Here is a 19,157-nt window from a genome sequence, read left to right on the forward strand (position 1 = left end):
TCAACATTGAGTAAATGACGATTTACAAGTTAAGAGCATTGCTTGTTGGTTGAATGAATGTTTAATTTATTAATCACTTATGCCAAATCAATTGCAGGAAACAGACAAATTAAGGATGACGTTCGCTGCTAACGTTATACTTTTGTATTAAGCAGAAGAGGGTTCCTCGCTCAATTTTCCGGAGGCTGGCTTGCAGGGTGTTCCCGCGCAGTTTAATGATGAAAAAGATCGCGCCCGCTTTTGCCAGCTTGATGGCCTGACGGGCGTAGAGCTTTATCAGGCGCATATTTCGCGCTACGCCTTTGAGCCGCACACGCATGAGGCGTTCGGCATCGGCACGATAGACGCAGGCGCGGAGCGTTTTCGCTATCGCGGCGCTGTGCATACGGCACCCGCGCAATCGCTGGTGTTAATGAATCCGGACGAGCTGCATACCGGCGAATCGGCCAGCGAAGAAGGGTGGCAGTATCGTATGCTCTATCTCGATCCGGCGCGGCTGGCCGCCATAACGGGCGAGCAGGGCTGGTGGTTTACCGAGGCGGTGTGCTTCGATCCGCCTCGAGCGGCCCAGCTTTCCGCGCTGTTGGCTATGCTCTGGCAGGTGCGGGATCCGCTGGCGAGAGACGGCATTTTACTGACAGCGATCGACCTTTTGCGTCCCTGCGCCCGGATTGGCGATAAGATGGCAGCCGCGCCCAGGCACCGCTTCGACCTCATAAAAGAGTATTTACGCGACAACCTTGCTGACAATATCACCCTGAACGAGCTGGCCGCGCTGGCCTCGCTCAGTCCCTGGCATTTTCAACGACAGTTCAAGGCGCAGTATCACGTTACGCCGCATCAGATGCTGATGGCGTTTCGCCTGTGGCGCGCAAAAGAGCTGCTGGCCTCGGGCCGCCCGGCCGCTGACGTCGCGCTGGCGGTAGGCCTGACCGATCAGGCTCATCTGACCCGCAGCTTCGCTAACCGCTACGGCACTACCCCGGTGCGCTATCAGAAGCAGATAAGAGGCTAAGCGCAATCTGCTACAATCTTTTCCCCTGACGGCGCGTCAGAATAGCGTTTTCGCTTTAATTAACGGGATCGCTGTTTATGTTTGCTGGTGTCTTTTTTGCCCTGAGCGCGGGACTGATGTGGGGACTTATTTTTGTGGTGCCTCTGCTGGTGCCGGATTACCCGGGCGCGCTACAGTCGGTAGGCCGCTATGTGGCTTTCGGCCTGATTGCTCTGCCGCTGGCGTGGCAGGATCGACGCCGGTTGCGTCAGCTGTCGCGCGGCGACTGGAAAGAAGCACTCAAACTGGCGCTGATCGGTAACCTTCTTTATTACACCTTTTTAGCCAGTGCTATTCAGCGTACCGGCGCACCTGTTTCCAGTATGATTATCGGCACGTTGCCGGTAGTTATTTCCGTCAGCGCTAACCTGTTTTATGGGCACCATGAAGGGCGGCTGCCGTGGCGAAAGCTGGTGCCGGTACTGCTGCTGATCGCGCTGGGATTAGGCTGCGTCAACGTTGCGGAATGGCAGGATAGCGCTCAGCATGGCGATCTGCCACGTTATCTGAGCGGCATAGGGCTGGCGGTAATGGCGATGATTTGCTGGACATGGTATCCGCTACGCAACGCTCGCTGGTTACGCGCGCATCCGCAGAAAAGCGCGACGACTTGGGCGACGGCGCAAGGCATAGCCACGCTGCCGCTGGCACTGGTGGGCTATTTGCTGGTGAGCATTCAGCTGCACGTTACCCGTCCCGACTTTTCGCTGCCTTTTGGCCCCCATCCCGCTCTTTTTATCGCCTTAATGATCGCGCTGGGCCTGTTCTGCTCCTGGCTGGGCGCTTTGTGTTGGAACGAAGCCAGCCAGCGTTTACCCACCGTGTTGGTTGGCCCGCTGATTGTTTTTGAAACGCTGGCGGCATTGGCCTACACCTTTTTATTAAGGCAGGGCTGGCCTTCAGCAGTAACGGTCTGCGGCATTCTGGCCCTGATAGCGGGCGTAGTGCTGGCGACACGTATCCAACCTGAACCGGTTAAGAAATCCGTCTTTTCTTAAGAGACTGGCCGAAAAAGGCACAGCCTTTGGCAAACTATTTTGATTAAGGTAAAAAAAAGAGCGCTTTTCGTGCTCTTTTTTTATTGCCGCTGGCTGTAATTTCCGGAAGTTTTTAGCTCTATGTGTGATTTTTATCACGTTTTTTTTCCGATGCGGTGAGGAAAAAAAGCGGCTTCCATCAAAGACCGCTATGACACAGTGACCGATTGTTCCGCTATAAGAATAATCGCTAATCGGATTTGGTTATTTTCAAACACAGTCAATTCTTACTACACATTCAATATTGCTTCTTTTTTGAGACTGTTTTAGCAGCAATAAACCATTTTTAACTCAAATTTTAATGAACAGAAACGGAAGAAAGGACGATGCCCGGCAGATGGATACATTAATAAATCACAGGAAAAGATTAACTCTGCACATCAATGTCGGTCGTAAAGGTCAGGAATGTTAAGGTCTGTTGCATTATCGTTGGTCTTGAAAGCAGGGTAGCGAAACGGAGGAGGCCGGAGTGGCGGGGTTTTCACGCGAAAGGACGCATGGTGAACGGCAGAGAACAGTGAGAACTGTAAACCATTCGTAAACTGATAAGCATTATCATTACTGAAGTAGATGCCGGGTTTTCGGGTCGATCTGTAAGAAGGTTTTATGTCAGAATTGGCGCATTTATCGTTGACCAAAAAGATAAATGCGCTCTTAACTGTATGAAAGTAAAATAATTTTTCTGGTGACGATCAATTGTGGTAGCCTGGTGAGGCGGGTTTATAGGAATAAACTCATCACCGAATCAGGTCGCCATAAAAAGGAACGGTACTTTTTAATTAAAGATCGGAATATTTTAATTTGGTCCTGAACAGTAAAAAAATTGCGCACTGCGTCGCAATTATTGATTCTCACAGTTGTAAGGATAATGATAAACGCTGCGGCTAATATCCAGCAAGCGGCAGCTCCGGCGCGTGCCGATATCAAAAGTATCCTGAAGAAAATTAACCGCCTGACGCTTATCATTGGTAGTAAAGAAGTTTTTCAATACGCTCTGCAGCATTTCTTTATCTGAAGAGAGCATCTGGAGTTCGCGTTCCATACTGTGTACGCGCTCTTCTAACTCCTTGATTTTTCTTCCTTCTTCCGAGAATAGCCCGGCGTATTTCTTTTTCCAGCTGTAGAATGTGGCCTCAGAAATCCCCAGTTCTTCACAAATCTCCTTAACCTTTACGCCGCATTCAGATGCTTTAATGGCACTGGTGATTTGCTCTTCTGTATATCGTGACTTTCTCATGGATGCTATTACCTTTCTTAACTATAAAGTGATGAGAATGGCTGCACTAAAGAATGGATCTAATTTATCCATTAATCAGGACAGCGACGTTAAGTGCGCGATTTGAATTGCAGGCTTTAAGTTAAGGGATTATGAATAAATATCATCATGGGATTTCTCCTATTTTATTTGCAAAGCACCTGGTTAGCTTTCGATAAAGCGCTTTTTGTTATAAATTCGATTCATGCCAGCAGCAAGGCCAGTTAGTAATTCAGAATGATCCAGCAGGCGGAAGAAAAAAACTGTGCCAGGATATTCTCCAGCGTTGTTCGTGCTGAGGTGGGTTGCTAACCAGTATCAAGTCCAGGAAGAATCAGACGGTTCGTTAAAAAAACGATCTGATAAAATAAAATCTTTTAAATAAGAGCGGTGCGCTATCGCCCGTAAAATAATATTCCGGACGCTTATTTTGCCAGGCCCAGGCCAGGTTTATTTTCTCTGTGATAGACAAGGATGTACTGACTTTCGTTATAAGTTATTAGTTCTACGAAGGAAGCTTCAATGAAACACAGTGTCGTTACGAACGCTGCCTGGATGATGTCAGAGAAGGTGGTTTCGGTTTTTGGTGTAATTTTTGTTACATCCTATGTTGCAAAATCTTTTGGGCCATCTGTTTTTGGGCAAATCGCATTTTCTGCATCCATTTTTTCCATTGTTCAAACCGTAGCGATTTTTGGTACGGAAACCATCCTGTTTAAAAGCATCAGCAAAAGCGCGGCGAAAGGCCTGCGGCTGATGGCCGTGGCAAAACAGCTGCGTATGGCATTGTTATTATTACTTTCTTTGCCGGTGCTGGCGTGGGTCTGGCTGGAGATGCGTGAAAATTTTTTGATTTTTGCCGTGGCGTCGTTTCTGTCGGCTATTTTCGTGACCCAGGATATTTTTAGCGTTTATAACAATGCGCGACTGGAATCGCGGATGAACACGGTTGCGAACGCAACGGGAATGATTATCAGTTTCGCCATTAGCTTTGCTATTGCGTGGTTCAAGCTTAATCCGCTACTGCTGTCCTTCTCGATTGTTGCGGTGACGCTGGTGCCGTACCTGATTAAGCGGACGATGTTTTATCAAAAAAACACCATCAGCCCGCCAACCAGGCGCAAGCACCGCAGCTATCTGCGCTATCTGTTCCATGCGGGACTGCCGCTGGCGATCTCCAGCGTGTTTATTTCTGTTCAGGTGAAGCTGGCGCAGTTTTTCCTGGTCGGCGTGGGATCGGCACACGAGCTTGGGCTGTTTACCGCTGCGAATACGATTTCTGCCTCATGGATATTTATCCCGGTGGCGATTATCACCTCCAGCTTCTCGGAAATTTTCCGCGAGCGGGCGGATGTAGCTTTGAGACTGGCCGCCAGGCTTAACGGCTACGTTATGGCCGTTTCACTGTTTATGCTGCTGATTGTTGCGCTGTTCGGCGAAAAAATTGTCAGCCTGCTTTACGGTCATGACTATCAGCAATCAGGCGATCTGGTCACGTTGCTTTCTCTGGCGACCTGCTTTTCAGCAATGGGTACCGTAGCCTATCGCTACATGGTGAAAGAGGGCGGTTTTAATTATCTGCTGGTGAAAATTATTTTACTGGTGGCGGTCAGCGTAGTAACCAACTGGTTTTTCATTCGTTTTTGGGGCTTGACGGGTGCCGCGTGGAGCGTGCTGGTCACGGAACTGTTATCCCTGACGCTGATGAATTATTTCTTTAAGAATGGGGTCATTCTTAAGATGCAGCTTTCCTCACTCAACTACAAAACCTATAGGTGAGTAAGAAAATGGTAGACGCAAAAAAACAACTTAAAAAGGCCGCCCTGAATTGCATCCGAATTATGCCGTGGTCTTGCCAGGACAGATTATATTATTTTCATCGGTTTAAACGGATGCCGCATATTCGTCATCCCTATTCCTTTAATGAAAAGGTACTGTTTCGCAAGTTTATTAAAGGCGATTACGATTGTTACGCCGCGTTATCAGATAAGATCCTGGTGCGGGATTATATTTCCCACAAGATTGGTGAGGAATACCTGATCCCTTTGTTACACACCACGGATAATCCTGAGACGCTGTTTGAGCTGGAAACGCTAAAAGATACGGTCATTAAGCCAAATCACGGTTCAGGGATGGTTAAAGTCTTTGTAGAAGAACCTGATTTTGTCGAAAAACATCAGCTTATTGAACGCTGTGGTGAGTGGCTGACAAAAGATTATTCGCACGAAGCGCGTGAAATCCATTACCGCTATATCAAACCGCAGATCATGGTTGAGCAGCGGGTAGGAGACGGTAAGTCTACGGCGATTGATTACAAGTTTCATATGTTTAACAAGCAGGACGGCCACTTTGAGTATGTGCTGCAGGTGGTGTTTAACCGTAGCGATAATCAACCGCTGTCGATGCTGTTCTATGTCAATAATCTTGATAGCTGCTTCTACCGCCGCTTTGATACTGCCGGACTGGATATCAGCCACAACCGGGCCGCGCTGGAGAAGGCGCTGGCGCTGAGCAAAAAGCTGGCCAGCGATTTCGATTACGTACGGGTTGACTGGTATATCAGCCAGGGCGACGTCTACTTTGGCGAGCTGACCTTTACGCCAGGCGCAGGCCTGATGCCGGTGCTGAAGCACGGGCTGGACGAAATGATGGGCAAGATGTGGCTGCAGGATGGTCAATCAGCCACCCAGGCGGAGCGGCAGGAAAGCGCGCCGTCGACGGCGCAGAAGAAACAGTAATAAAACCCAGGACGGCCGCAGGCCGCTCTGTTCAGTAAAAATGGAGTTGTCGTCCCGCGAAGGGCACTACCGCAAGCAGGAATCTGCTCAGCGCGTCCTTAACGGGCTTTTCGTCAGTCAGTTTTCTCTCTTCTGACGCCAGAGGCATGAATCTGGTGTTGCCTTGCAGGAAGCAGAGACCGTGCGCAGGAAAACTGCATAAACGGGTAAAGCAGCTGACGGATTTTTTATGTCTGCCGGGAGAAATGAGACGCGGGTGTCGCGATTTCGGATGGCGAGAAAACGCTATTTTGAAGAAATTTTTCCTCAAACAATTATAAAGCCTGCAAATGAGGTCGAAAATGCTAAAACTCAAAGCAGAAATAAGAAAAGGTTTCCTGTTCCTTTTCAAAAAAATGCCCTGGTCCTACCAGGACAGAATTTATTATCTGCATAAATTTAAAAAATTACCCAACATACACCAGCCGAAACTGTTTAATGAGAAAGTTCTGTACCGCAAATTCGTCACCGGCGACTACCTGCGTTATGGCATGCTGTCCGATAAGCTGTTGGTTCGTGACTATATTTCTCAGACTATTGGGGATGAATATTTAATCCCGTTGCTGCATGAAACAGCCGATCCTGTCACGCTGCTGGGGCTTAGCTCGCTGAAGAACACCGTGGTGAAGCCCAATCACGGGTCAGGCATGGTGGAGATTTTGCTGGAAGAGCCGGACTGTTTGCAGAAACAGCTGCTGATCAAGCGCTGCGAAGAGTGGCTGAGCCGGGATTTCTCGCACGAAGCGCGTGAGATCCACTATCGCTATATCAAGCCGCGCATTCTGGTTGAGCAGTACGTCGGCGACGGTAAATTTGCCGCCGTTGACTACAAGTTTCACATGTTTAACAAGAAAGACGGTACTTTCGAGTACGTTTTGCAGATTATCTATAATCGCTGCGGTAATGCGCCGCTGTCGATGAACTTCTACGTTAACACGTTGAAATCTTGCTTCTATAAGATCCGTGATACGGGGCTGGATATCAGCGGCGACCTGGAAACGCTGGAAAAAGCGCTGGCGCTGAGCAAAAAGCTGGCCAGCGACTTCGATTACGTGCGCGTTGACTGGTATATCAGCGAAGGGCAAATCTACTTCGGCGAGCTGACCTTCACGCCGGGCGCAGGCATGGTAACCGGTCTGGATCAGGGGCTGGATAAGATGATGGGCGACATGTGGCTACAGGAACGTAAGCCAAAAACGCTGAAGGCGATTGGCGGCGAAGCGGCGGCGATGGCCGGGACGCTGAAGAAAGTATAAAGACGAAAGCCGCATGATCTTCATGCGGCTTTACGCTTTTATGGCAGAGGATAATCGGCTGGCGTATGGCTCATGACATCGACAAACACGTCTTTGGTGATATGCCAGAAGTTAAGCAGGTTATCCATGCTCAGCGTGATACCTAACAGGCCGGTAACGAACCAACACGACATGCCTATGCCAACGCCGGTAAAAATGAAGGCCATGCCGTTGCGGCTGGACTGACGACATTTTACGTTAAAGGTGCTGGCGAGAAACATCATGACTGCACTAACCAGTTCCCATCTCATCAGCACCAGGCTAGCGGTTAAGGTACCCATATCTCTGAAACTCCGCGTCAATCAGGCCTGGCAATAGAAAAAGCGTCATCTGTCCGGACGAAAAGGCCAGGATTGCTTTTCATCGGGGCGGATACAGGGAGTAAGTGTGATGACGGTCACATTATAGCATTGCGTCAGGCGAGTTTTGAACACTTTTAAGACCGCTTATGGGCGTTTTTTGATCGCGCACAATAATCACATTTATTTCCCGTAAGTTAGCGGTGATATTGCGCGGCGGGCGTTAAATAGCGCCTGAAAAAGTTAATATCTTTTTAAATTACGTTCAAACTCAGGTTATTTTTGAGACAAGGAATGAGAGTAATTTACATCATTTCGCCCACCGTTCCGAAATTGCCTTAGCGCTTTTAACTTATTTCTCCGCGCCGTTATTTTTATCTATTCGCTGAATTATGCCAAATTATCTGGCAATAGTTGGCTCCTTTGGGATGAATCTGACCTGTTAAAAGTTGTATGGGATGAAGAGGAGTTGTAGGATTTTTGAAAACTAATTTTTGCCATTTTATTTCCTGCATAAGCTATCAGCGGTAAACGCGCACAGGATGGCAATAGCAGAAATTTTACGTCAGATAACCGGAGCCTGCCTGTTTGCCTGTGGCTGTTCAGGGTCGAAAAGCCATTTTTTGCCCGCAAACAACATTCCCCTCGCGTGCAGCTTGCTCTTTACCTCAGATCGGGGCAGCAGCCTGGTCCCGGCAGCGTTACTGCTACGGGCGGTCGCCAACGCAAGCCCCCAATGCAGAAGCGCTGCATGAGCGGAGATCCGTTCGGTTGGCGTGGGAGGAATCATGGATCATGACCGTCCCGCGGGAAACATTACCGCGCAACCGGCAGCTAAGCCGCTGCCTACGCTACGCAAGTCGCTACGGCGTATTCATTTAACTATTATTCTTGTCTCGCTAACGTTCAGCGGCATTTCGCTCTCGCTGCTTTCGGTGCTGGCTTTGCGTAACTACGCCGAAAACAATTCCGAGCTGCTGGCGACGACCATCAGCTACAGCGCCGGGCAGGCGGTAGCGACAGGTGACGGCGCAGCGGCGCGCGCTATCCTCCAGGCTATCGGCGCGAAAACACAGTTTGGTCAGGCTCGGATCCTCGATGCGGATCGCCGTTTGCTGGCAAGCTGGGCTGCAAACGATAATCGCGACAAGAGCGCCTTCAGCGAGCTGGTATCGCGCTGGTTATTTCCCAAACCGGTGCAGATCCCCGTCCTGCGCGGCGGTAAAGAAATTGGCACCATCTGGCTGACCGGCGATGGATGTCGGGTAATGCATTATCTTTATCAGGCGCTGACATGGTTGGGATGCAGCATGTTGCTCTCCGCGCTGCTGGCCTTTTATCTGTCGCGCCGAATGCATTCAGGCATCGTCAGCGCGCTGTCAAACATCGCCTGCGTGGCGCATGAAGTACGCAGGCGACGAGCCTTTTCATTGCGCGTGCCTTCTTCTTCTATTGCCGAATTAAACAAGCTGAGCGGCGACTTTAACAGCCTGCTGGACGAGCTGGCCGACTGGCAGCGCCATCTGCAAAGCGAGAATGCCACGCTGGCCCATCAGGTGCGGCACGATGCGTTAACCGGCCTGCCAAACCGCACGGCTTTTGAGCAGGAGCTGCACAAACAGCTGGACAATCCTTTGACCGCCGCGCGGGTGGCGGTGCTGTTTATCGACGGCGACCGTTTTAAAGAGGTAAACGATCGCTACGGCCATGCTGCTGGCGACAGGGTTCTGACCATTACCGCACAGCGCCTGCGCGCACGCTTGCGCAAAGGCGATTTGGTGGCGCGGCTAGGCGGGGATGAGTTTGCGGTACTGCTGTTAGCGATTGACAGCGGCGAGCAGGCAGGCTGCGTTGCGCAAAGCGTCATTGAGGCGATGCGTGAACCCATAAGGCTGGACGACGGCACGATCCTTACCCAGTCTCTGAGTATCGGCATCGCGCTGGCGAAAAATCATCATACCGGCGAGGCGACCATCGCCCAGGCCGATGCGGCGATGTACCACATCAAAGCGCTGGGCGGCGGCTGGTATTTTTCGCCCGCGCTCTGGAGCAGGCGACAGGCGTCGGCAGCGCTGGAGTGCGAAAGCGTTTAGCCGTTGGTGCTGACCGCTGACGGGAATTCAGAGCAGTCAAAATAGAGCGGACGCTTTTGCTGACGGCGCATGGTGTTGCGCCAGGCCGTCGGCGTCTGGGAAAACTGGCGGCGAAAAACGCGCGAGAAAGTCTGCTGCGAGTCATAGCCATACTGCATGGCGATATCAAACACCGGACGCTGCGTCTGGCGCAGCTCTTTCGCGGCCAGCGTCAGGCGACGCTCACGAATATAGTTGCCCAGCGTCTGTTTGGTCACGGCGCGGAACATGCGCTGCAGGTGCCATTTCGAATAGCCGGATCGCGCCGCAACGTCATCGATAGAAAGCGTTTTGTCCAGATTGCTGTCAATCCAGTCGGTAAGCGCGTGAATAATCTCATCATGCATACTGGTCTTCTCCCTGGGGCTGGCGGCCGATCGCTATGGCGAAAAAGAGGGGTTCGCCTTCTTAAGGGCTGGAGTATAATTCCTCAAGTTAACTTGAGGTAAAGCGCAAAATGAAAAAAAATCCCGTACTGAACAAGCGCGAACTGACGCCCGGCGACGTGGCCGCACGCTGCGGCGTCGCCGTCTCGACGCTGCATTTTTATGAAAGCAAAGGCCTGATCGTCAGCTTTCGCAACGGCGGCAACCAGCGCCGCTATCATCGCGATGTCCTGCGCCGGGTGGCGGTCATTAAAATCGCCCAGCGGATCGGCATCCCGCTGGCGACCATCGGCGAGCACCTGGTGCAGTTTCCGCCGGGCAAGCGGCTGTCGCCTAAAGAGTGGGCGCTGCTGACCCGTAAATGGCGCGAGGAGCTGGACAGCCGCATTGATACGCTGACCCGACTGCGCGACGATCTGGATGGCTGTATCGGCTGCGGCTGTTTATCGATGGAGGACTGTCCGCTGCGCAACCCGGATGACCGCCTGAGCGAGCGCGGCACGGGCGCAATCCTGCTGGAGCCTGAACGTAAATAAGGCCGTCTATACTGATAGCACTTCGTTTACGCACAAGGAAAGGTCATGATCACCGTTCACCACCTGAACAACTCCCGTTCGCAGCGTATTCTCTGGCTGTTGGAAGAGCTGGAAACGCCTTATCAAATCAAACTGTACCAGCGCGAAAAAACGATGCTGGCGCCCGATTCGCTGAAAAAAGTGCATCCTCTCGGCAAATCGCCGGTGATCACCGATGGAAATCGGGTGATTGCAGAGTCCGGCGCGATCCTGGAATACCTGGCGGAGCACTATGACGCAGAAAATCGTCTGAAACTCACCACGGAAGATGAGCGTATCGAGTCTCGTTACTGGCTGCACTATGCGGAAGGTTCACTGATGCCGCTGTTGGTGATGAAGCTGATTTTCAGCCGAATGGGCGAGGCGCCGGTGCCGTGGCTGCTGCGGCCGGTGGGCCGCGCCTTTGGCAAGGGCGTGCAGAAGGCGTTCCTGGATAAGCAGCTCGCCACCCATCGCGAATTTATCGAGCAACACCTTGCGGGCAACGAATGGTTTGCGGGGTCGCGCTTCAGCATTGCCGACGTGCAGATGAGCTTTCCGCTTCAGGCGCTCAGCGCGCGCGGCGGCGCAGGCGACTCCCCTGCCATTCAGGGCTGGCTGAAGAAAGTCCAAAGCCGTGCGGCCTGGCAGCGGGCGCTGCAAAAAGGCGGTGCGCTCACTCTTGAATGAATCATCGCGCGGCGGCCCCTGACGTTTCATCGCGCCCGCGACCATAAGAAAGTGCTATGACCGCGCTTGTCGGCGAGCCAGCTAAAGTCTGCTCAGGCAGGCGCGGACGTAAAAGAGACGAAAATCTGCCGCCTTCCCGGCATCAGCAGTTGAAAAGGCGGCCTTAAAGGCAGGATAATCGTTTGCCTTTATAAAAAGGGCATTATGCCTGTCGGGTTAAACGTTTGCTTTTTTCCGATCGCGGCTTCTTTACGAAGTTTTGGCGATCTGCAATAGCGCTATCAGGGATGTAAACGTGGTACCAACCCGCCATCAGGCATCGATAATTCATAAGAAAGTTCAGGGGATTTCCATTATGTCGACTCATCATCAGACCGGCGGAACGTTAGACGCCTGGTTTAAAATCTCTGCACGCGGCAGCACCGTCCGCCAGGAGATTTTAGCCGGACTTACCACCTTCCTCGCCATGGTCTATTCGGTGATTGTTGTGCCGTCCATGCTCGGCAAGGCGGGCTTTCCTCCCGCCGCCGTTTTTGTCTCTACCTGCCTGGTGGCGGGCTTCGGCTCGGTCATTATGGGGCTGTGGGCGAACCTGCCGATGGCAATCGGCTGCGCGATCTCGCTGACCGCCTTCACGGCTTTCAGCCTGGTGCTGGGCCAGCATATCAGCGTGCCCGTAGCGCTGGGAGCCGTATTCCTGATGGGAGTGCTGTTTACGCTGATCTCTGCAACCGGCATCCGTGCCTGGATTTTACGCAACCTGCCAATGGGCGTGGCGCACGGCACCGGCGTCGGCATCGGCCTGTTTCTGCTGCTGATTGCCGCTAACGGCGTGGGCCTGGTCGTAAAAAACCCTGTACCTGGCGCACTGCCGGTCGCGCTGGGCGATTTCGCTTCCTTCCCCGTGTTGATGACGCTGGCAGGCCTTGCGGCAATCTTCGGTCTGGAAAAGCTGCGCGTGCCGGGCGGGATCCTGCTGACTATTATCGCCATTTCCGTGCTCGGACTGATTTTCGATCCGGCCGTAAAATATCAGGGGCTGTTTGCCATGCCTTCACTGTCGGATGCGCAGGGCCACTCGCTGGTGTTCAGCCTGGATATTCTGGGCGCGCTGAAGCCTGCGGTATTGCCAAGCGTGCTGGCGCTGGTGATGACCGCCGTGTTTGACGCCACCGGCACCATCCGCGCGGTAGCAGGCCAGGCGAACCTGCTGGATAAAGATCATCAGATCCTGAACGGCGGCAAAGCGCTGACCACCGACTCGGTCAGCAGCATCTTTTCCGGCCTTATCGGCGCTTCGCCTGCGGCGGTGTATATCGAATCCGCAGCGGGCACGGCGGCGGGCGGTAAAACGGGCCTGACCGCTATCGTGGTAGGCGTGCTGTTTCTGCTGATCCTGTTCCTGTCGCCGCTGGCTTATTTAGTGCCGGGCTATGCTACCGCGCCCGCGCTGATGTATGTCGGCCTGCTGATGCTGAGCAACGTTTCTAAAATCGACTTCAGCGATTTTGTTGACGCCATGTCCGGTCTGCTGGCCGCCGTGTTCATCGTGCTGACCTGCAATATCGTTACCGGTATTATGCTGGGCTTCGGCTCGCTGGTCATTGGCCGCATCTTTGCGGGCGAGTGGCGCAAGCTCAACGTCGGCACCGTGGTTATCGCTATCGCGCTGGTCGCTTTTTACGCCGGCGGCTGGGCTATCTGATCCCTTTTTACGAGGCCGGTTTTTCCGGCCTCCGTTCCGAATTTTTGCTTTTTTCCACGCAATAGCACACATCAGCTTTTTCAAGCCATCCCATTTTTGCTTTACTATTACACAGGGCATTATTTGTTCCGAGCCTGATATTTTTGTCGCTATCTGGAAGCTATGAAAGGACAACATGGAAATCTTTTTTACTATTCTCATCCTCACGCTGGTGGTCTCGCTCTCTGGCGTAGCCGCACGCATTATTCCTTTTCAAATCCCCCTGCCGCTGGTGCAAATTGTGATGGGCGCGCTGCTGGCGTGGCCGACTTTCGGCCTGCACGTCGACTTCGATCCCGAGCTGTTCCTGGTCCTGTTTATTCCGCCGCTGCTGTTTGCTGACGGCTGGAAGACGCCAACCAGCGAGTTTTTGCATCACGGACGCGAGATTATCGGCCTGGCGCTGGTGCTGGTTTTGATCACCGTGGTCGGCATCGGCTATCTGATCTACTGGCTGGTGCCGGGTATTCCGCTGCTGCCCGCCTTCGCGCTGGCGGCTGTGCTGTCGCCAACCGACGCCGTGGCGCTCTCCGGGATTGTCGGAGAAGGGCGCATCCCGAAAAAAATTATGTCGATACTGCAGGGCGAGGCGCTGATGAACGACGCTTCGGGCCTGGTGTCGCTGAAGTTTGCCGTTGCGGTCGCGATGGGCACCATGGTGTTCACGGTTTCCGGCGCGTCGCTGGAGTTCGTAAAGGTTGCCGTCGGCGGTCTGGTGGCCGGTATTGTTATCTGCTGGCTGTACGGCAAGTCGCTGCGTCTGTTCAGCCGCTGGAGCGGTGACGATCCGGCTACGCAGACGGTGCTGCTGCTGCTGCTGCCTTTTGCTTCTTACCTGATTGCCGAACATATCGGCGTATCGGGGATCCTGGCCGCCGTTGCGGCGGGCATGACCATTACCCGTTCGGGCATTATCCGTCAGGCGCCGCTGGCGATGCGTCTGCGTGCCAACAGCGTCTGGCAGATGCTGGAGTTTGTCTTTAACGGCATGGTGTTCCTGATGCTGGGCTTACAGCTGCCGGACATTTTACAGCTGTCCGTGACTCAGGCAGAGGCCGATCCTAACGTCGATCTGTGGATGCTGGTGCTGTCGGTGGTGCTGATTTATGCCGCGCTGATGATCGTCCGCTTCGCCTGGCTATGGACGATGCGCCTGATTAGCCAGCGCCTGCTGAAAAAGCGGCCAATGGAGTTCAGCAGCTACAGCCTGCGTGAGCTGCTGATTGCCTCTTTTGCCGGCGTACGCGGGGCTATCACCCTGGCCGGCGTGCTGTCCATTCCGCTGTTTCTGACCAACGGTGACGCTTTCCCGGCGCGCTACGAGCTGGTTTTCCTGGCAATGGGCGTGATCCTGTTCTCGCTGCTGGTCGGCGTAGTGTTGCTGCCGCTGCTGCTGCGCGGCGTGGCAGGCAGGGATAAGACGGCGCACCGCCATGAGATCCAGATGGCGCGCGCGGCGATGGCGGAAACGGCTATCGACAGCCTGCACAAGATGGAAGAGCGGCTGGCGGCCGATACCGAAGAGAATATCGACGCTGACCTGGTCAAAGAAATCGCATCGCGAGTGATTGGCAATATGCGCCGTCGCGTGGACGGTAAGGACGATCTGGAGCGGGCGCTGTATGCGGAAAATCTGGAGCGCCGCTTCCGTCTGACCGCGCTGCGCGCCGAGCGCGGCGAGCTGTATCACCTGCGCGCCACGCAGAAAATCAGCAACGAAACCATGCAGAAGATGCTGCACGATCTCGACCTGCTGGAAACGCTGCTGATCGAGAAAGAAGAGTAGCGGGAAGACCGCGAGCCGCCCGGCTCGCGGTCTTTTTTATGGCTACTGCTGCTGTAACGCGTTTAGTCTTCATGCTTTACTAAAGGGCCATTTTCTTTCTGGTAATATACGCCGCCCTCAACTGTATACCATGTTAAGCCATCCGCCGCTTGATGTAGATACATGAGGAAATTTTCTTTTCTGATACAGCGTTCCGGTACGTTCATATCGTCAAAACAAAGCAAATAGTCGGTATCATGACTGGGAAAGAAGGTGGTTTTATCCGGCGTTTCGGTCTGATAACCCTCGCCAAAATCCCAAATATTGATGGTAGAATTTCCAGCATCAAGCGCATATTTTGCTTTCAACATAGCCGAATTTTTTTTCCACCAGCTAATTTTACCTTTATCGGTAAGAGGAAAGTTTCTTACCAGAAGATCATCCTGATGAACTGCAATAATCTCCACCGGCTGCGACAGCATAAAAATGGCATACAGCCAGGCAACGATAACAAAAGCTGGGAAAATATTCTTAATCGGCTTCATGGCTAATTTCCCGTTAGAGTGACAACCGCTTCCATATTGGTAAAAAAGGGTCTGTACGCGAAGTTTTGCCAACGTTGTAATATAAACCAGATGCGAAATATATTTAGCGAATGAAAACGAGGATCTAAAATGTCTCGTTCGTCCAGACCAAAATGGTCCTGTCCTTTATATTGCAGCACAGCCCTGTAATCATAGCCGTTCGTTTCTAAGGATTTCAGGATGATCTGCGTAGCATAGATACCATGAACAGACATGCCCAGGCCATTAATCTTATCCTGCCAGCGATCGAAATGGGGTAAGAAGCTGTTAGCAATTTCAACGGTAAGATCGTGCTTTAAGTCATCGGGGAACGTTCCCTTATTAGTTATTAGCGTTCGGGAAATAAAATTTCTGATTCGGCTGACAGAGCTGTTTTGCTTGAAGCGCTCGCCCATAATCAGCCGCCGGTAGGCGCTATTCAGTTCATTACTGGAAAAGGCGTTGCCTCCACCATATTGAAAATGGTTAACCATAGCCAGAAATAAGCTGCGGTGCCCCATGAAAGAGAAAGGAGTCGCGTCGCGTCGGAACTCATCAAAGAGCCTGCCCGCCACGTCCTGACGACGCATTTTATGGCGTATAATCCCGTAGTTACTGATGGGAAAATCCGTTCTCTCTGCCCGCCAGGGATCATACTGACCGGATACTTTCTCCAGCCGATAAAAGTTCTTCAGCTGCAGCTCGCTCAAATCGCCGCACTGCATATCATCGGCACCGTAATCATCCATGCGTTTCTGCGTCTGAAAAACATCGAAGGGCAGGCGTAAAGCCTGTAGAGAAGGTGACATGCAATATTCCTTTTGCTGGTCAACGAGCGCTATTGCCCGGTTTTCTGTTAGTTTATCAGCTTAATTTATGTTCGTCATGCTGCGTTAAGAAAATCGCCTCTGTCATCTGATGTTATTCAACCGTACAGCGAAAGATAAATTCTTCATATAACGGTAATTATATTTTGGAGGAAAAGGAAATATTATGATAAGGGGGGTAACCGGTGGTTTATTCTGCTTGCTGCTGTTCTGATGAAATGAGAGGTTCCGCCAGGCTAATACTATTTTCTTTTGCTTTTGTTTTGTAAACGGCAGGAAAACGCGCTTTAAGGCTCAGGGTTGGGTCTGGTAAATATCAGGCCAGTCTCTGACGTAACAGTTCTGCTAATTATTGCTGATGAAGTCATACGCTTTCATCCGTGCCGATCTATATCTTCTTCGGCATTCTTTTCCAGAACGCAGAGGCAGCAGACAAGCTGAATAGCAATATCCGTAAGAGGCAGAACGAATAAGGTTAAAAGACAGGTAAAAATGCGCCTGTTTAGCGTCTCCGGGGCCGCTGCCAGCGCCCCCGTTTTTTATACCGACAGCGTTGGCGTCTGACCCGGCCAGAACTGGCGACAGCAGGCGATCCAGGCCTGCGCGCTCTTTGAGAGGTAGCTGCCTTCCCGCCAGATCAGGCCCAGCTGCCAGACCAGCTCCGACTCCAGCGGCAGCCACAGCAGATGGCTTTTATCCAGCCGCTGGCAGATCGGCTCCGGCAGGATTGCCACGCCCATACCGGCCTGTACCATCGCCGCGAGAAAATCCCACTGGCCGCTGCGTACCGCGATCTGCGGCGTAAAGCCGCTGGCCTGGAAGGCACGCATCAGCTGGCGGTTCAGCGAAAACTCTTCGTTATAAATCAGGATAGGATGCCCGGCCAGCTCGGCCAGCGGAATATGGGTACGGCGCAGCCATTCGCGGGTTTTCGGCACCAGCACGCAGAGCGGGTGGCTCATCAGCGGCAGCGCGTTCAGCGGCAGATCTTCCGCTACCGGCAGCGCGGTCATCGCAATATCCAGCGTGCCGGAAAGCACTGCCTGCTGCACCGTCAGGCCGCCGAATTCGGAAATTTTCAGCTCGACGCCGGGATAACGCTGGCGGAAAGCGGAGATCGAACCGGCAATCTGCATCCCCACCATTGGCGGAATGCCTAACCGCAGCTCGCCCGTTTTCAGGTCGTTGATATCGCTGATTTCCGCTTCCAGCTGCTTAAATTCCTGAAGGATAGTCAGTCCGCGCTGATAAACGGCCTGTCCGGTATCGGTCAGATGCAGCTTGCGTCCTTCACGGATCAGCAGCGTACAGCCCAGCTCATCCTCCAGCTGGCGCAGCATTTTACTGATGGTCGGCTGCGTGACGTACAGCTGCTCCGCCGCGCGAGTAAAGCTTTGCTGGCGCACCACTTCCACAAAATAACGCAGGGCTCTGACGTCCATAAACATTCCTGTAAGGCATAGTTCAGATAATATTAAGTCATTTTTTTCACCCTTTGGTACGGCTTTATACTCTCTTTACGCATTATTCAGAGAGAGACCCATCATGAAGCTGGCGATACGCCCGCAAAGCACGTGGCAGCAACGTATTCAGGTTCCGTTACAGGTGGTGCTGTATATCGCTTTTTTTCTGACCGCGCAGCGGCTGGTTGACTGGCTGCGGCTGCCGTTGCCCGCCAATATCGTGGGCATGTTGCTGCTGCTGGCGTTGATTATGCTGCGGGTGCTGCCGCTGAACTGGGTGAAAGCCGGATCGCGCTGGCTGCTGGCGGAAATGCTGCTGTTTTTTATTCCTGCCGTGGTGGCGGTGGTTAACTATTCGCAGCTGCTGCGCGTGGACGGCTGGCGGATTATGTTGGTGATTATGATCAGTACGCTGCTGGTGCTTTCCGCTACCGCGCTGGTGGTGGATCGCGTCTATCGTTTTGAAATGCGCCTGGCGGCACGAAAAAAGGAGCGTCAGGGTGAATAACTTTTTTATCAGCCTGCTCTGTCTGCTGGCGACGCTGCTGGTCTATTTTCTCAATAAACGTCTCTACCGCCGCTGGCACAGGCTGCTGCTGATGCCGCTGGTGATGACGCCAATGGTGCTGGTGGCGCTGCTGCTGCTGACCCATATCTCCTGGCAGAACTATATCGACGAAAACCGCTGGCTGCTGTGGCTGCTTGGCCCGGCTACGCTGGCCTTCGCCGTGCCCGTTTATGAAAATATGGCGATTATCCGCCGCCACTGGCTGTCGCTTAGCGCGGGCGTACTGACCGCCACGCTGGTCGCCGTTTGCAGCTCGGTATGGCTGGCAAGGCTGCTGACGCTGCCGGAGGCAATCCAGCGTAGTCTGGCGGTGCGCTCTGTCACTACGCCCTTTGCGCTGGCGGCGGCGAAGCAGCTGGGCGGGCAGCCCGATCTGGTGGCGCTGTTTGTGGTGATCACCGGCGTATTCGGCATGGCCGTCGGCGATCTGCTTTTTATTCGGCTTGCCGTCAAGCAGGGATTGGCGAAAGGCGCCGGGTTTGGCGCGGCCTCACACGGCGCAGGCACCGCTCGCGCCTATGAAATTGGTCAGGAGGAGGGCGTGGTCGCCAGCCTGGTGATGATGCTGTCAGGCGTGGTGACTGTGGTTATCGCGCCGCTGATTGGCCGCCTGATGTGGACGCTGGTTTAAAGCCTGTATGTTCGCCCCCTAACAGCAACATTTACTAAACAAGCCCTAAGATTCGTCGCATTCTCATTTTATTTCCTCTGTTGATGATCTATCCTCCGCTGCCGTCGGGAAACGGCG

General features: G+C 52.9%; 18 protein-coding genes. 12 read left to right on the forward strand and 6 right to left on the reverse strand.

All coding sequences use genetic code 11. The features are described 5' to 3' along the window. Positions 1-190: 190 nt before the first annotated feature. Both AB6T85_RS06465 and AB6T85_RS06470 read left to right on the forward strand, forming a co-directional pair. Positions 191-1,015 carry an AraC family transcriptional regulator gene (locus AB6T85_RS06465; RefSeq protein ID WP_253456124.1) on the forward strand — a complete coding sequence of 275 codons (825 nt, stop codon included), beginning with the start codon at positions 191-193 and terminating at the stop codon, positions 1,013-1,015. A gap of 77 nt (positions 1,016-1,092) precedes the next feature. After that, positions 1,093-2,052 carry a DMT family transporter gene (locus tag AB6T85_RS06470; protein WP_301252114.1) on the forward strand — a complete coding sequence of 320 codons (960 nt, stop codon included), beginning with the start codon at positions 1,093-1,095 and terminating at the stop codon, positions 2,050-2,052. Positions 2,053-2,932: 880 nt separating this feature from the next. On the opposite strand, the gene AB6T85_RS06475 is transcribed toward AB6T85_RS06470, so the two are convergent. Next, a complete protein-coding gene (locus AB6T85_RS06475) occupies positions 2,933-3,328 on the reverse strand; it encodes a transposase (protein ID WP_125290204.1) in 396 nt (131 codons plus the stop codon). 540 nt (positions 3,329-3,868) lie between these two features. Between AB6T85_RS06475 and AB6T85_RS06480 the strand changes: the two genes are divergently transcribed. The 3 genes from AB6T85_RS06480 (at position 3,869) to AB6T85_RS06490 (ending at position 7,379) form a co-directional block, all read left to right on the forward strand. Next, a complete protein-coding gene (locus tag AB6T85_RS06480) occupies positions 3,869-5,125 on the forward strand; it encodes an MATE family efflux transporter (protein ID WP_301252115.1) in 1,257 nt (418 codons plus the stop codon). 113 nt (positions 5,126-5,238) lie between these two features. Then, positions 5,239-6,084: an ATP-grasp fold amidoligase family protein gene (locus AB6T85_RS06485; RefSeq protein ID WP_369895076.1), complete on the forward strand. Its 846-nt coding sequence runs from the start codon at positions 5,239-5,241 to the stop codon at positions 6,082-6,084. 341 nt (positions 6,085-6,425) lie between these two features. Further along, positions 6,426-7,379: an ATP-grasp fold amidoligase family protein gene (locus tag AB6T85_RS06490; RefSeq protein WP_253456112.1), complete on the forward strand. Its 954-nt coding sequence runs from the start codon at positions 6,426-6,428 to the stop codon at positions 7,377-7,379. A gap of 38 nt (positions 7,380-7,417) precedes the next feature. Here the strand turns inward: AB6T85_RS06490 and AB6T85_RS06495 are convergent, their stop codons facing one another. After that, entirely contained in the window at positions 7,418-7,699 is a 282-nt protein-coding gene (locus AB6T85_RS06495) for a YjcB family protein (RefSeq protein ID WP_125290208.1), read from the reverse strand. Between the two features lie 806 nt (positions 7,700-8,505). Between AB6T85_RS06495 and dgcN the strand changes: the two genes are divergently transcribed. Beyond that, on the forward strand, positions 8,506-9,810 hold the full coding sequence (gene dgcN, locus AB6T85_RS06500; protein ID WP_253456109.1) for a diguanylate cyclase DgcN/YfiN: 1,305 nt from the start codon (positions 8,506-8,508) through the stop codon (positions 9,808-9,810). Here dgcN and soxS read toward each other — a convergent pair. Further along, positions 9,807-10,196, reverse strand: a complete 390-nt coding sequence (soxS, locus tag AB6T85_RS06505; protein WP_125290210.1) for a superoxide response transcriptional regulator SoxS — start codon at positions 10,194-10,196, stop codon at positions 9,807-9,809. The two genes, dgcN and soxS, sit on opposite strands and share 4 nt — an antisense overlap. Before the next feature lie 110 nt (positions 10,197-10,306). Between soxS and soxR the strand changes: the two genes are divergently transcribed. From soxR to AB6T85_RS06525, 4 genes are all read left to right on the forward strand, one after another. Continuing rightward, complete coding sequence (gene soxR / locus AB6T85_RS06510; RefSeq protein ID WP_369895077.1) at positions 10,307-10,771, forward strand: redox-sensitive transcriptional activator SoxR; 465 nt, start codon at positions 10,307-10,309, stop codon at positions 10,769-10,771. A gap of 45 nt (positions 10,772-10,816) precedes the next feature. Continuing rightward, entirely contained in the window at positions 10,817-11,479 is a 663-nt protein-coding gene (locus AB6T85_RS06515; protein ID WP_301252118.1) for a glutathione S-transferase family protein, read from the forward strand. Between the two features lie 355 nt (positions 11,480-11,834). Beyond that, entirely contained in the window at positions 11,835-13,184 is a 1,350-nt protein-coding gene (locus AB6T85_RS06520; RefSeq protein ID WP_253456102.1) for an NCS2 family permease, read from the forward strand. Positions 13,185-13,359: 175 nt separating this feature from the next. Continuing rightward, positions 13,360-15,009: a Na+/H+ antiporter gene (locus AB6T85_RS06525; protein WP_253456099.1), complete on the forward strand. Its 1,650-nt coding sequence runs from the start codon at positions 13,360-13,362 to the stop codon at positions 15,007-15,009. A 62-nt stretch (positions 15,010-15,071) separates the two neighbouring features. Here the strand turns inward: AB6T85_RS06525 and AB6T85_RS06530 are convergent, their stop codons facing one another. The 3 genes from AB6T85_RS06530 to AB6T85_RS06540 all read right to left on the reverse strand — a co-directional run bounded on the left by AB6T85_RS06530 (position 15,072) and on the right by AB6T85_RS06540 (position 17,820). Beyond that, positions 15,072-15,533, reverse strand: coding sequence for a DUF943 family protein (locus AB6T85_RS06530; protein ID WP_369895079.1), 462 nt, complete (start codon positions 15,531-15,533; stop codon positions 15,072-15,074). Between the two features lie 2 nt (positions 15,534-15,535). After that, positions 15,536-16,360, reverse strand: coding sequence for a DUF3289 family protein (locus AB6T85_RS06535; protein ID WP_301730342.1), 825 nt, complete (start codon positions 16,358-16,360; stop codon positions 15,536-15,538). Between the two features lie 557 nt (positions 16,361-16,917). Further along, a complete protein-coding gene (locus AB6T85_RS06540) occupies positions 16,918-17,820 on the reverse strand; it encodes a LysR family transcriptional regulator (RefSeq protein ID WP_253456093.1) in 903 nt (300 codons plus the stop codon). A 103-nt stretch (positions 17,821-17,923) separates the two neighbouring features. Here AB6T85_RS06540 and AB6T85_RS06545 point away from each other — a divergent pair, with 103 nt between their 5' ends. Both AB6T85_RS06545 and AB6T85_RS06550 read left to right on the forward strand, forming a co-directional pair. Next, positions 17,924-18,349: a CidA/LrgA family protein gene (locus AB6T85_RS06545; RefSeq protein ID WP_369895081.1), complete on the forward strand. Its 426-nt coding sequence runs from the start codon at positions 17,924-17,926 to the stop codon at positions 18,347-18,349. Next, positions 18,342-19,040 (forward strand): LrgB family protein, encoded by a 699-nt coding sequence (locus tag AB6T85_RS06550; protein WP_253456088.1) that lies wholly within the window; start codon positions 18,342-18,344, stop codon positions 19,038-19,040. The genes AB6T85_RS06545 and AB6T85_RS06550 overlap by 8 nt, the downstream gene beginning before the upstream one ends. The last annotated feature ends 117 nt before the right edge of the window (positions 19,041-19,157 follow it).

Source organism: Erwinia aeris (genome assembly GCF_041224955.1).
In the GTDB taxonomy this organism is placed as follows: Bacteria; Pseudomonadota; Gammaproteobacteria; order Enterobacterales; family Enterobacteriaceae; genus Erwinia; species Erwinia aeris.

Coding starts and splice junctions, on each gene's coding strand:
- AB6T85_RS06530 (WP_369895079.1), bottom strand. CDS start 15,533: ATGAAGCCGATTAAGAATATTTTCCCAGCTTTTGTTATCGTTGCCTGG.
- AB6T85_RS06520 (WP_253456102.1), top strand. CDS start 11,835: ATGTCGACTCATCATCAGACCGGCGGAACGTTAGACGCCTGGTTTAAA.
- AB6T85_RS06475 (WP_125290204.1), bottom strand. CDS start 3,328: ATGAGAAAGTCACGATATACAGAAGAGCAAATCACCAGTGCCATTAAA.
- dgcN (WP_253456109.1), top strand. CDS start 8,506: ATGGATCATGACCGTCCCGCGGGAAACATTACCGCGCAACCGGCAGCT.
- soxR (WP_369895077.1), top strand. CDS start 10,307: ATGAAAAAAAATCCCGTACTGAACAAGCGCGAACTGACGCCCGGCGAC.
- AB6T85_RS06480 (WP_301252115.1), top strand. CDS start 3,869: ATGAAACACAGTGTCGTTACGAACGCTGCCTGGATGATGTCAGAGAAG.
- AB6T85_RS06470 (WP_301252114.1), top strand. CDS start 1,093: ATGTTTGCTGGTGTCTTTTTTGCCCTGAGCGCGGGACTGATGTGGGGA.
- AB6T85_RS06495 (WP_125290208.1), bottom strand. CDS start 7,699: ATGGGTACCTTAACCGCTAGCCTGGTGCTGATGAGATGGGAACTGGTT.
- AB6T85_RS06545 (WP_369895081.1), top strand. CDS start 17,924: ATGAAGCTGGCGATACGCCCGCAAAGCACGTGGCAGCAACGTATTCAG.
- AB6T85_RS06525 (WP_253456099.1), top strand. CDS start 13,360: ATGGAAATCTTTTTTACTATTCTCATCCTCACGCTGGTGGTCTCGCTC.
- AB6T85_RS06490 (WP_253456112.1), top strand. CDS start 6,426: ATGCTAAAACTCAAAGCAGAAATAAGAAAAGGTTTCCTGTTCCTTTTC.
- AB6T85_RS06485 (WP_369895076.1), top strand. CDS start 5,239: ATGCCGCATATTCGTCATCCCTATTCCTTTAATGAAAAGGTACTGTTT.
- AB6T85_RS06540 (WP_253456093.1), bottom strand. CDS start 17,820: ATGGACGTCAGAGCCCTGCGTTATTTTGTGGAAGTGGTGCGCCAGCAA.
- AB6T85_RS06515 (WP_301252118.1), top strand. CDS start 10,817: ATGATCACCGTTCACCACCTGAACAACTCCCGTTCGCAGCGTATTCTC.
- soxS (WP_125290210.1), bottom strand. CDS start 10,196: ATGCATGATGAGATTATTCACGCGCTTACCGACTGGATTGACAGCAAT.
- AB6T85_RS06535 (WP_301730342.1), bottom strand. CDS start 16,360: ATGTCACCTTCTCTACAGGCTTTACGCCTGCCCTTCGATGTTTTTCAG.